Below are 12,130 nucleotides of genomic sequence, written 5' to 3'. Positions count from 1 at the left end.
TCGTAGGCGATTACCAGTGTTCACCTGGGAACAAACGCGCATAGGCACGTTGCATAATGTTCAATTTCTCTTGCTCACCGACAGATGCTGTAGAGCTTGGGAATAAGTTGAAACCAATCGACATCAAAATGTTGTTGACGTCAGGTGCAATCGCATAGGTAATCGAAGCAAGTCGACCTAAGTTCGTCGCGATCTTTTTCGGACGCTTCACGATTGCATAAGCAATCAAATCGGCTGCTTCTTCAGGTGAAAGCGTTGGTACATATTTATAAATTTTGGTTGGTGCAATCATTGGTGTGCGGACCAAAGGCATATAAATAGAAGTAATCGCAATTTTGTGTGAATGAACTTCCGCAGATAAACAACGACTAAATGCATCCAGCGCGGCTTTAGACGCCACATAAGCAGAAAAGCGGGTTGCATTGGCAAGTACACCAATCGAGCTGATGTTGATGATCTGGCCGTCTTTACGTTGCATCATGTGCGGTAAAATATTCAAGACTAAACGTACTGCACCAAAGTAATTTAACTGCATGGTACGTTCGAAGTCATGGAAACGATCAACCGACTCATGTACCGCACGACGGATTGAACGCCCTGCGTTGTTCACAAGAATATCAATGTGATCTACTGCTGCTAAGATTTCTTTTGAAACTGCATCAATCGATTCCATATCATTGAGATCACATGGAAATACGGTCGCTTTTCCACCTTCAGCCTCGATCTCAGCTTTGACCTCATCTAACTTCTCTTTAGTACGAGCGAGCAATAAGACATGAGCACCTGCTTGAGCAAGGTATTTTGAAACCGTTAAACCAATACCACTTGATGCTCCTGTGACAATGATTGTTTTACCGTCGACTTTTTGCTGAAAAAGTTTTTTGAGTTTTGCATTCATGTAAGTTACCTACATTAATCACGCTGTTGTTTGCAATGCCTTCTTATTACGATTAAACACTGCACTTTATTTTGGTGTAATATTAACCGATATTTTTTGTTTGTCTAGTGTAAATATTTGAAAAATAATGTCTTTTTTAGAGTAAAAGCTCTAAAACAAGATCTTGTAATAGTTGAAAAAGCAATTATATTTTTTAGCTTTTGCACAAAAAATAAGCCCCTGAAGAGGGGCTTATTGATTTCATTCAAATTAAACCTGAGCAAGGGCCTGTTCGAGGTCGGCAATCAGATCATCAACATGCTCAATCCCAATAGATAAACGCACTAAGTCTTCACTGACGCCTGCTGATTTGAGTTCCTCTGCATTGAGCTGGCGGTGGGTTGTCGTCGCTGGATGGCAAGCCAGACTTTTGGCATCTCCGATATTCACCAGACGCGTAAACAGCTGTAAAGCATCAATAAAGCGGGTGCCACCAGCTAGACCATCCTGAACACCGAAAGAAAGGATGGCAGAAGGTTTACCTTTCACATACTTTTGCGCCAAATGGTGCTGCGGATGGTCCTTTAGACCTGCATAATTCACCCACTTCACTTTTGCATGTTGTTTTAAATATTCGGCAATTTTGATGGCATTTTCGGTATGACGCTCCATTCGCAGATTCAAGGTTTCGAGTCCCTGTAGGATCAAGAATACGCTTAATGGACTAATTGCTGCACCGGTGTTACGCAACGGCACTACACGTGCGCGTGCAATAAAAGCGGCTTCGCCCAATACTTCGACATAATTCACGCCATGATAACTTGGATCAGGTGTATTTAAAGCTTTAAAGCGTTCAGGGTATTTGCCCCAAGGAAACTTGCCGCTATCAACAATCACGCCACCAATACTGTTGCCATGCCCACCGATATATTTGGTCAGAGAGTGCACCACAATATCCGCACCAAATTCAAATGGCTTTAACAAGGCAGGTGTAGCCACCGTATTATCGACAATGACTGGTACACCATATTCATGGGCAATTTTGGCTATGGCTTCAAGGTCGATGATATTGCCAAGGGGATTACCAATCGATTCAACAAAAACCAGCTTGGTCTTTTCATCAATAATCTGACGCAATGCTTCAGGATTTTGATAATCGAAGAAACGGACTTCAATGCCTTGCTTTGGTAGTGTATGGGCAAATAAATTATAAGTCCCACCATACAAGGTAGATACGGATGCAATATTGTCACCTGCTTCGGCAATGGTTTGAATCGCGTAAGTGATCGCAGCCATGCCTGAGGCTAAAGCCAATGCCCCAATACCACCTTCGAGCGCAGTTATACGCTGTTCAAGTACCGCCGTGGTCGGGTTCATAATACGGGTATAGATATTTCCTTGAACTTTAAGATCAAATAAATCTGCCCCATGTTGTGTATTATCAAAGGCATAAGAGGTGGTTTGATAAATCGGCACCGCCACTGCTTTGGTAGTTGCTTCTGGTGAATATCCCGCATGAATGGCTAAAGTTTCATCTTTATAAGTCATGATTACATCATCTACGTGTGTTAAATGTTGATCGAGTCTAGCGTATATTTTATCCAAAATGGTGCATAATTTTTGCGCTTGATAGTGATTTTAGTGATATAGCGAGTTTTTATCGGTCGTAATTATTTTTGAAAATGACCAAATAATTCAAACTTGTAATGTCTTGCAAAAGAAAATTCTTTGATCCAGACAAACAAATGTCATCTTAACTTCAAGTCAATTGGCTTTTCAGCGTATAATACGCCGATTATTTTATTCGCTATTTTGCGATGTATTCGTTTTTCTTGAGGAGTCCTGCGTGGCCCAATATATTTATACGATGAATCGAGTGTCGAAAATGGTTCCGCCGAAGCGCGAAATCTTAAAAGACATCTCTTTATCATTTTTCCCAGGCGCAAAAATTGGTGTGCTTGGTTTGAACGGTGCTGGTAAGTCAACCTTACTCCGTATTATGGCTGGCGTAGATAAAGATTTCTCAGGTGAAGCTCGTGCACAACCAGGAATCAAGATCGGCTACTTAGAACAAGAACCGCCACTCGATCCAAGCAAAGACGTTCGTGGTAACGTTGAAGATGGTGTACGTGAAGCACTTGATGCTTTAGCGCGTCTTGATCAAGTTTTTGCTGAATATGCTGAGCCTGATGCAGATTTTGATGCGCTTGCAAAAGAGCAAGAAAAATTAGAATCAATCATCCACGCTTGGGATGCGCATAACCTGAATAACCAGCTTGAAATTGCTGCTGATGCATTGAACCTCCCAGCTTGGGATGCTGATGTATCATTACTTTCAGGTGGTGAGCGTCGTCGTGTTGCCTTATGTCGTTTATTGCTTTCGAAGCCAGACATGTTGCTTTTGGACGAACCGACGAACCATTTAGATGCTGAATCAGTATCTTGGTTAGAGCGTTTCTTAAAAGACTTCCCAGGCACAATCGTTGCGATTACGCATGACCGTTATTTCTTAGATAACGTCGCTGAGTGGATTCTAGAACTTGACCGTGGCATGGGTATTCCTTATCAAGGCAACTATACCTCTTGGTTGGAACAAAAGAATGCGCGTTTAGAGCAAGAAAACAAGCAAGAAGAATCTTTTGCTAAGGCATTGAAAAAAGAACTGGAATGGGTTCGTTCAAATGCCAAAGGTCAGCAAAAGAAAAACAAAGCGCGTATGGAGCGTTTTGAAGAACTTAACTCACGTGAGTTCCAACAGCGTAACGAAACTTCTGAAATTTATATTCCACCTGGTCCGCGCCTAGGCAATAAAGTTGTAGAAGTAGAAGGGATCAGTAAATCATTTGATGGTCGTCTGCTTTATAAAGACTTAACTTTCACAATTCCACCAACTGCGATTGTTGGTATTGTGGGTCCGAACGGTGCGGGTAAAACCACACTATTCCGTATGATGACGGGCGAACAGCAACCAGATACAGGTACTGTAACCTTAGGTGAGTCAGTTAAAGTGGCTTATGTAGGGCAGATCCGCGATACGTTGGATAATAATAAAACCGTTTGGGAAGAAGTTTCTGGCGGTTTGGATATCCTAAAAATCGGCGAATACGAAATTGCATCGCGTGCTTATATCGGTCGCTTTAACTTCAAAGGTCAAGATCAGCAAAAACGTGTAGGCGAATTATCAGGTGGTGAACGTAACCGTTTACAACTTGCGAAAATCTTACAGTTAGGTGCAAACGTCATCTTACTGGATGAGCCATCAAACGACTTGGATATCGAAACCTTGCGTGCACTTGAGGATGCAATTCTTGTATTCCCTGGTACGGTCATGGTGGTATCGCATGACCGTTGGTTCCTTGACCGTATTGCAACGCATATCTTGTCATTTGAAAATGAACAGCCTGAGTTCTACGAAGGGAACTATGCTGAATATGAAGCATACCGCCAGTCGCGTTTAGGTGATGCAGCGGTCGCAAAACGTTCTAAATATAAAAAGATTACAGGTTAATTTCTGTCAATAAAAAAACCAGCTTCCGAGCTGGTTTTTTTATGCTTATGAAAAAGCCAATTCACTGAATGCACTATATAAATAGGCTTTGGCTTCAGGATGTCCTAAATGGGCTGCGCGTTCTAACCAATATTGCGCTTTGCCATAATTTTTATCTAAACCTAACTCGCCATGCAAATAGCTTTCGCCTAGTTTAAAAGCGGCATCTGCATTACCACGTAAGGCTGCACGAAGGAAATACCAAACCGCATTGCGGTCATTGGCTGAAATAAAAGGGTGGCTGTCTTGCTCGTGTTCATGATGTGCCAATGTTTGAAAAAACTCAGCTTTATGAATTTCTCGTTCAGACTCAGATATGATGTTCTGTTGAACCAAACCAGAACAATAGGAATGCAACCGCTGTTTAATACTTGCAATATTCATCATGCAACTCCTTGAGCTAAGTTTTTCATTATTATGTTTTTAATATATGTTTTTTCTTTGCAGCTATTGTTCTATTTGTGTATTCCATAGCAGTGATAAATCCTATAGAAAATAAGCCTATACCAGATTGCTTCGGTCATTGGCTTATCTAGCTGTACCCATTTATTTGTGTCTATTTATTAAAATCACCTCGTAGATCAGACCACATCAGGAGCGGTGTAACAGTGACTACATCGAAGACCATTGCCAAAGGATAGAGCACCATACGGGTTGCTCGTTTGACTGGATGTTTGGTGGTGATGGTCTCTTGTTGTAAGCTAATTGGATAGGGTTGTGCCAATTTTTGTTGGATTTCTTGCTGATCGAGTGCTTGATACAGCTGCCCTTTAAAAAACACATTGATATAAGGATAAGGCGCAGTTTCTTGATTTTGAATCAAGTCAAAATTTTGTCTAAAACCTAAGGATTTCAATAATTCTTTTTGCTTTGGATTGAGATCTACCATACGGGTGTGATAGCGAATTTGTAATACGCCACGAAAATGATTCGGGTCATCCATGGTCAACACCAAGGGTGAAGGGCTGGTTAAACTGCGTTGTTCTGTTGGAATGGCATGTAAAAGTTTGAGGAGTTCGGTGCTACCCTCAGTCATTAAGTAATTGAAATCTTGCCCAATAAATATCAGGCCTTGGCTTTTTTCATTTTGAATGGCTTGTCCAAGCGCCAGAATCTGATCGGTTTTCAGTGTGGTGGTTTGAACCTGTGAGCTTTCATTGGGTAGGGCAGTGGAAAGTAGGCTGGTTGCGCATCCGCTTAAAGTCATGGCTAAGACCAAAAGGGAGAAGGTTTTATACATAAAATACCCGACAGAAAGAACATTATTATCATGGATGAGAAACAAAAATCGTTTTAAATCAGTGAGAAAATGACTGAAAATTGTTTTGTAATTTTATTACATTGGCATAGCCTGCTATAGTGCCTTTGTGCAATTTACTGTAAGGGTGTGCTGTTGCAACGCTCAACTGTTTTCGTGACCGTCTTGCTGAGTTTGTTCATGTTCCAAAGTTTCTGGAATGTGGCGGCAGCATTTTGCGCGCATGAGACAGTCAGTGAATACAGTACATTGAATCATTTTGGGCATCATGTCGCTGAAAAGACACACAGTTCTGAACAAGGCGCTGTGTTTGATAAAGTCGCAGCAGATTTACCGATGCCTTTAAGCTTGCAAGATCATCATGACCATCTGCCATCTTGTTTCCATGTGGTGGTGGCTGAAGTTCAGCAACGTGTAAATGAACCGATGTTGCACAGTCAGGACGTAGAACAAAAATATTACTGGTCCAACTTCTATCAGTCTCCACATCTTTCAGGGCTAAATCCGCCGCCTTTATCAACCCCGCTATAGGTGGGGTAGCCGAAAAATAGCCCACCGCAATCTTATTACTTTGCGGGGCTTTATATGTCTTCTAGTTTAAATCAGCGTATTCATGCAGTTGAGCAGCATACGCGAAAAAATCGTACTCAACTGTCATTGAAGTGGTCAGTGTTGGCACTTGCCTTAAGCACGGCCATTTTGAGTCCATCCATTGCCGCAGAATCTTTACTTGATGCAAATCAGCCTGCAACCAAGGCTGCCCAACGTAATCTGAATTTTGAGCAAATCTTGCAAGATGTGAAACAATATCAGGCCGGCACAGGGGTGTGGCAAACGCAGCAAGGGATCGCTGAGGCCAATGTGAAACAAGCTGGGTTATGGTCGAATCCAAGTATTTCTATTCAGCAAACCGACTTTAGGTCAGGCAAAGACAAAGAGCTGGAATTTGGTGTTTCACAAAAATTAGACATTTTTGGTCAACGCCGTGCTGCGGTGAAGCTTGCGGATGTACAAGCATCTCAAGTGGGGCTAAATCAGGAACTCTACAATGCGCAACTTGAGTTAGCAGTTAAATATCTGTGGTCGCAAGTCGTGGTGCTAGAGCTGGAACATGATGTGGTTCAGGCACAGTTAAAAACCAGTCAAGACACTTTGGATGCAACTCGCTTAAGACTCAAAGCGGGCAGCATTGCACAGGTCGATTTAGACCGTACCTTGATGGCGCATATTGAAAATCAACGGTTATTTCAACAAACAGAACTCTCCTTAGCCACTGCAAAGCGTCAATTGGCAAATCTGTGGGGAAGTACCGATAACCGCTTCTCTACTCAGGCAAGCAATGTCTGGCCACAACAAAATGATTTGCAAGATTATTTGCAGAACAATTTATTTGAGCGTGCTATTCAACTCGATATCGTGCGTCAGAAAGCCAATATCGATTATTTAAAAGTATCCAATCGACCGAATCCAACCGTCAATTTAGGCATGGTGCAAAGTAAAAGCGCAGAAACCAATTCGACTGATAACAAATTCAGAGTGGGTATCGATATCCCTTTGAATATTTTTAATCGTCAGCAGTATTCATTACGGATTGCCAATGCCAAACAAGATTTACTGGTCAAACAGCAACAGTTTTACAAACAGCAAAACTTGAATGCAATTCAGACCTTAACGGCAGAGTTGGCGGGGTTAAAACAACAGTTCGATTTAGTCAATCAACGACAAATTCCATTGTCTGAAACAGTGCAAGAGAAAATGTTGCTCGGTTTCAAAGTCGGTAAATATGCTATTACCGATGTGCAGCAAGCCACCATGCAATTGCAAGATCAACGTTTAAATAAAGTGCAGTTACTCAAGAGTGCATGGCAAAAGCAAATTGATGCAGAAAGTTTAGCACTGGGAATTGAGCCGAGTATGGTGAGTTCAAGTGATGCCTTAAATCAGATTAATCAAACCCTTTGGAAAGATACCAATAACCTTCCCGCTGTAGTAGGAGCAGAATAATGTCGACAAATAAATCTAAAAAGCAGTGGTTTTGGGTCATTCTGGTTATTGCCGTTGGCTTAGTCCTGAGCGCGTTATTATTTTTCACGGGCAAGAACAAAGCCAGCGGTGATGCAGCAGCTGATAGTCATGGCGAAGGTGAGGAAGGACATACAGAAGGTGAGGCTGGGCAGGCTGAAAGTGAGGAAGGTAGCTTAAACCTAAGCCCAAAACAGATGACTGAATATGGGGTTAAGCTGGCTCAGGTTGGTGTGGGTGAAGTCGGACAGCAATTTGCTTACCCAGCAAAACTGGTGACCAATACTGATCAGCAAGCGCATGTTTCAGCAACCTTTGCTGGACGTGTCGAAAGTGTCAATGCGGTACTCGGTCAACAAGTCAAGAAAGGGCAGGTGTTAGCCACGCTGTTTATCCCTGATCTGGTGGATCAGCAAGCCAATTTAAGTATTGCTCAGGAAGCTTTAACGCTTGCACAGCAAGATTATCAACGTGAAAAACAACTTTGGGAACAAGGGGTTTCTGCACGTCAGGATTATCAACGTGCCTACAATGCCTATCGTCAGGCACAGATTCAAGTACAAGCTGCGCGTAGCCGTTTATCTGCCTTGGGCGCATCCAGTGGCAGTCAGGGTCGCTATGTCTTGACCGCACCTTTAAGCGGTGTGGTGAGTCTGAAAGATATTGTGGTGGGTGAGCAAATTACCGCAGATAAGCAGTTATTTGTGATTGATCAGCTGGATCAACTTTGGATTGAGTTTATTTTACCAAGCGTCAATAACATCAATGTCCAACCGGATCAGCAGATCGAGTTTAAATCGCTGCAAACCAATAATAGCTTTAAAGCACAAATCCAGACTTTGACCACAGCAGCAGATACGCAGACAGGTCGTTTGCAGGTGCGCGCCAAAGTGTTAACCCCAGCCAAAGAACTTCGACCGAATTTGATGGTAAACGTGTTGTTAGATGGCACGGACAAGAAGCCTGTACTTCGTGTTGCCAAAGCGGCGATTCAGCAGATCGAGGGTAAAGCCACAGTTTTTGTTGCTAAGCAAGAGAAAGACCAGATGCATTTCACGCCAACACCTGTACAACTGGGTAATTACTCAAGTGATGGGCTGTGGGTGGAAATCCAATCGGGTCTGACTGAAAAGCAACAATATGTCAGTCAAGGCAGTTTCCTTTTGAAATCTGAGATTGAGAAGGGAGAGGCTGAACATGGACACTAAAGATAAGTTGCAGCTTCCTCCTGCGGAAGGTCTGTTTGATCGGATTATTCAGTTTTCGATTCGCAATGCGATTTGGGTCATGCTGTTTGTGGTGGCATGGATCGGGGTCGGCATTTATAGCTACCAAAAACTGTCGATTGATGCCGTGCCTGACATTACCAACGTACAGGTGCAGATTAACAGTCAGGCAGGTGGATTCACTGCCCCTGAGGTTGAACAACGAATTACTTATCCGATTGAAAATGCCATGTCGGGTATTCCAAATTTAGAACAAACCCGTTCCATTTCCCGTTACGGCTTATCCCAAGTCACGGTGATCTTTAAAGATGGTACCGATATCTATTGGGCGCGGCAGCTGATTAACCAGCGCTTACAGGAAGCCAAGAGTGCTTTGCCTGATGATATTGATCCACAAATGTCACCGATTTCAACTGGTCTCGGCGAGATCTATCAATGGGTGATCAAGGCTGAACCGAATGCCAAAAAGGCGGATGGTACGCCTTATCAGGCCATGGACCTGCGTGAAATTCAGGACTGGATTGTTCGACCTCAATTACAACGTGTGCCGGGTGTTGCTGAAATCAATACCATTGGGGGATATAACAAGACCTATGTGGTTTCTCCCGACCTGAAACGTTTGCAACAACTGCAAATTCCCTTAACCGATTTGCAGACTGTTCTCACTGAAAATAATGAAAACCGCGGTGCGGGTTTTATTGAAGAAAATGGTCAACAGCTTACCGTACGTATTCCGGGGATGTTGAAAACCGTACAAGACATTGAGAATGTCACGGTCAGTACCAAGAATGGTTTGCCGATTCGTGTTGCCGATGTTGCAACAGTTTCGATTGGACATGATCTGAGAACAGGTGGTGCCACCTATAACGGTGAAGAAACCGTACTGGGTATCGCGATGATGATGATGGGTGAGAACAGTAAATCCATCGCTCAAGCGCTCGACAGCAAAATGCAGGAAATCAAACGTTCATTGCCTGAAGGGGTGGTGGTCGAAACGGTATATAACCGCAGTAACTTGGTTGATAAAGCCATTAAAACGGTGGCGAAGAACCTGATCGAAGGTGCAATCTTGGTGATTGTGATCCTGTTTGTGTTCTTAGGCAACTTCCGTGCGGCATTGATTACCGCCTGTATTATTCCTTTATCCATGCTGTTTACCCTGACAGGGATGGCGGAGCAGAAAATCAGTGCCAACCTGATGAGTTTAGGGGCATTGGACTTCGGGATTATCGTCGATGGTGCGGTGGTGATCGTCGAAAACTGTATCCGACGGCTGGCAGAAGCACAACACCATAAAGGTCGACTCCTGACCCGTTCTGAACGTTTTACCGAAGTCTTCTTGGCGGCAAAACAGGCACGACGTCCACTGATTTTTGGACAAATCATCATTATGGTGGTGTATTTGCCAATCTTTGCCTTAGCGGGTGTGGAAGCGAAAATGTTCCATCCAATGGCAATGACCGTGGTCTTGGCCCTGATCGGTGCGATTATTTTATCGGTGACTTTCGTCCCTGCTGCGGTGGCATTATTTGTTACCGGTGAGGTCAAAGAGAAAGAAAGTCGTTGGATGGCTGCATTAAAAAGCGGTTATGAAAGCCTACTGGATAAAGCTTATGCATTACGCTATGTGGTTGTGGCCGGTGCATTTACCATTCTGGTCTTAACGGCTGCGATTGGTTCACGTGTCGGTAGTGAGTTTGCGCCACAACTAAGTGAGGGTGACTTTGCTTTACAGTTGATGCGTGCACCAAGTACTGGAATTGAAGAATCACTGAAGATTCAGGAAAGTGTTGAGAAGCAATTACTCGCAGAGTTTCCAGAAATCAAAGCAATCTTTGCCCGTACAGGTACAGCCGAAGTGGCAACGGATGTGATGCCGCCCAATATTTCTGATGCAATCGTTTTGTTAAAGCCGCGTGATCAATGGCCTGATAAATCGGAAACCATTGACGAGCTTCGAACTAAAATGTTGGCCTATGTTGAGAAAATTCCAGGCAACAACAGTGAGTTTTCTCAGCCGATTGAGTTACGTTTCAACGAACTGATTTCAGGGGTGCGTAGTGATATTGGGGTGAAAATTTTTGGTGACGATATGCAGGTATTGAACCAAGAAGCAGAAAAAGTTGCTCAAACCTTGAGAACCATCACAGGCTCGAGTGAAGTGAAGGTTGAGCAAACTGATGGTTTACCTTTACTCAATGTGGATATTGACCATGCACTGGCGGCGCAATACGGTTTATCAGTAAAATCCATTCAGGACTTGGTTGCTGCCAGTATTGGTGGACAAAGTGTTGGACAGATTTTACAGGGAGACCGCCGTTTTGATTTTGTCGTGCGTTTAGATGATGGGATGCGTACGCCGCAGCAATTGGCCATGCTGCCGATTCAACTACCGAATGGTGGTTTGATCAAACTACAAGACGTGGCAAAAGTGGAGAATATATTAGGCTTGGCACAAGTCAGTCGTGAAAATGGTAAGCGTCGTGTTGTGGTCACCACCAACGTGCGCGATCGTGATTTGGGCTCATTTGTGGGTGAGATGCAGCAGAAGTTATCTCAGCAAAAATTACCAAGTGGTTATTGGCTGGGTTATGGCGGTCAGTTTGAAAATCTGGCCTCAGCAAAAGCCAGAATGCAGATTGTGGTGCCATTGGCATTGCTAATGATCTTCGTTCTGTTGATGGCCGTGTTTAATAACTTTAAAGAAAGTTTGCTGGTGTTTAGTGGCGTGCCATTTGCCCTATCTGGCGGTTTGGTGGCGCTGTGGTTACGCGATATTCCCTTGTCAATGTCTGCGGGTGTTGGCTTTATTGCACTCTCTGGTGTCGCGGTGCTGAATGGCTTGGTGATGTTGAGTTTTATCAAAGAGCTGCGTGAGCAATATGATGTTCACTATGCCACTTGGCATGGTGCGGTATTACGCTTACGTCCTGTGTTGATGACCGCTTTTGTTGCATCGCTTGGCTTTATTCCAATGGCGATTGCCACGGGTACAGGGGCAGAAGTACAGCGTCCACTGGCAACTGTGGTGATTGGCGGGATTATTTCATCCACTTTACTGACCTTGCTGATCTTGCCGGTGGTGTATCGTTGGATGAATGAAGCCAAACAGAGCAAACGTCAGGAAAGTGCAATTTAATCTGTTTATGCTATCTTCTTAATGAAGCACTTTATTAAGAAGAACCTGAACCAGCCAAAGC

At 43.6% G+C, this 12,130-nt stretch carries 9 protein-coding genes; 5 read left to right on the top strand and 4 right to left on the bottom strand.

All coding sequences use genetic code 11. From position 1 onward, the window contains the following. Positions 1 to 10 precede the first annotated feature (10 nt). Together A7P55_RS00985 and A7P55_RS00980 are read right to left on the bottom strand one after the other, a co-directional pair. On the bottom strand, positions 11 to 898 hold the full coding sequence (locus A7P55_RS00985) for an SDR family NAD(P)-dependent oxidoreductase (protein ID WP_005297403.1): 888 nt from the start codon (positions 896 to 898) through the stop codon (positions 11 to 13). Positions 899 to 1,147: 249 nt separating this feature from the next. After that, positions 1,148 to 2,425, bottom strand: a complete 1,278-nt coding sequence (locus tag A7P55_RS00980) for an aminotransferase class V-fold PLP-dependent enzyme (RefSeq protein ID WP_171550753.1) — start codon at positions 2,423 to 2,425, stop codon at positions 1,148 to 1,150. 298 nt (positions 2,426 to 2,723) lie between these two features. Here A7P55_RS00980 and ettA point away from each other — a divergent pair, with 298 nt between their 5' ends. Next, a complete protein-coding gene (ettA, locus tag A7P55_RS00975; RefSeq protein WP_171550752.1) occupies positions 2,724 to 4,385 on the top strand; it encodes an energy-dependent translational throttle protein EttA in 1,662 nt (553 codons plus the stop codon). A gap of 45 nt (positions 4,386 to 4,430) precedes the next feature. Here the strand turns inward: ettA and A7P55_RS00970 are convergent, their stop codons facing one another. Then, a complete protein-coding gene (locus A7P55_RS00970; protein ID WP_004803862.1) occupies positions 4,431 to 4,808 on the bottom strand; it encodes an SEL1-like repeat protein in 378 nt (125 codons plus the stop codon). 172 nt (positions 4,809 to 4,980) lie between these two features. Next, entirely contained in the window at positions 4,981 to 5,664 is a 684-nt protein-coding gene (locus A7P55_RS00965; protein ID WP_171550751.1) for a hypothetical protein, read from the bottom strand. Between the two features lie 153 nt (positions 5,665 to 5,817). Between A7P55_RS00965 and A7P55_RS00960 the strand changes: the two genes are divergently transcribed. The 4 genes from A7P55_RS00960 to A7P55_RS00945 are packed head-to-tail and all read left to right on the top strand — an operon-like array spanning position 5,818 to position 12,069. Then, positions 5,818 to 6,213, top strand: a complete 396-nt coding sequence (locus A7P55_RS00960; RefSeq protein WP_216077928.1) for a cation efflux protein, CzcI-like — start codon at positions 5,818 to 5,820, stop codon at positions 6,211 to 6,213. Positions 6,214 to 6,267: 54 nt separating this feature from the next. Next, positions 6,268 to 7,686, top strand: coding sequence for a TolC family protein (locus A7P55_RS00955; RefSeq protein WP_005317618.1), 1,419 nt, complete (start codon positions 6,268 to 6,270; stop codon positions 7,684 to 7,686). Continuing rightward, positions 7,686 to 8,912 carry an efflux RND transporter periplasmic adaptor subunit gene (locus tag A7P55_RS00950; RefSeq protein WP_171550750.1) on the top strand — a complete coding sequence of 409 codons (1,227 nt, stop codon included), beginning with the start codon at positions 7,686 to 7,688 and terminating at the stop codon, positions 8,910 to 8,912. Before A7P55_RS00955 ends, A7P55_RS00950 begins: the two co-directional genes overlap by 1 nt. After that, a complete protein-coding gene (locus A7P55_RS00945; protein WP_171550749.1) occupies positions 8,902 to 12,069 on the top strand; it encodes a CusA/CzcA family heavy metal efflux RND transporter in 3,168 nt (1,055 codons plus the stop codon). The genes A7P55_RS00950 and A7P55_RS00945 overlap by 11 nt, the downstream gene beginning before the upstream one ends. Positions 12,070 to 12,130 lie beyond the last annotated feature (61 nt).

This window comes from Acinetobacter sp. Ac_5812 (genome assembly GCF_013072695.1).
GTDB lineage: Bacteria > Pseudomonadota > Gammaproteobacteria > Pseudomonadales > Moraxellaceae > Acinetobacter.
This window is presented reverse-complemented; position numbering and strand designations above follow the sequence as displayed.

Excerpts from the sequence above, each read along its gene's own strand:
- A7P55_RS00985 (WP_005297403.1), bottom strand. The coding sequence starts at position 898 with ATGAATGCAAAACTCAAAAAACTTTTTCAGCAAAAAGTCGACGGTAAA.
- A7P55_RS00980 (WP_171550753.1), bottom strand. The coding sequence starts at position 2,425 with ATGACTTATAAAGATGAAACTTTAGCCATTCATGCGGGATATTCACCA.
- A7P55_RS00970 (WP_004803862.1), bottom strand. The coding sequence starts at position 4,808 with ATGAATATTGCAAGTATTAAACAGCGGTTGCATTCCTATTGTTCTGGT.
- A7P55_RS00965 (WP_171550751.1), bottom strand. The coding sequence starts at position 5,664 with ATGTATAAAACCTTCTCCCTTTTGGTCTTAGCCATGACTTTAAGCGGA.
- A7P55_RS00955 (WP_005317618.1), top strand. The coding sequence starts at position 6,268 with ATGTCTTCTAGTTTAAATCAGCGTATTCATGCAGTTGAGCAGCATACG.
- A7P55_RS00950 (WP_171550750.1), top strand. The coding sequence starts at position 7,686 with ATGTCGACAAATAAATCTAAAAAGCAGTGGTTTTGGGTCATTCTGGTT.
- A7P55_RS00945 (WP_171550749.1), top strand. The coding sequence starts at position 8,902 with ATGGACACTAAAGATAAGTTGCAGCTTCCTCCTGCGGAAGGTCTGTTT.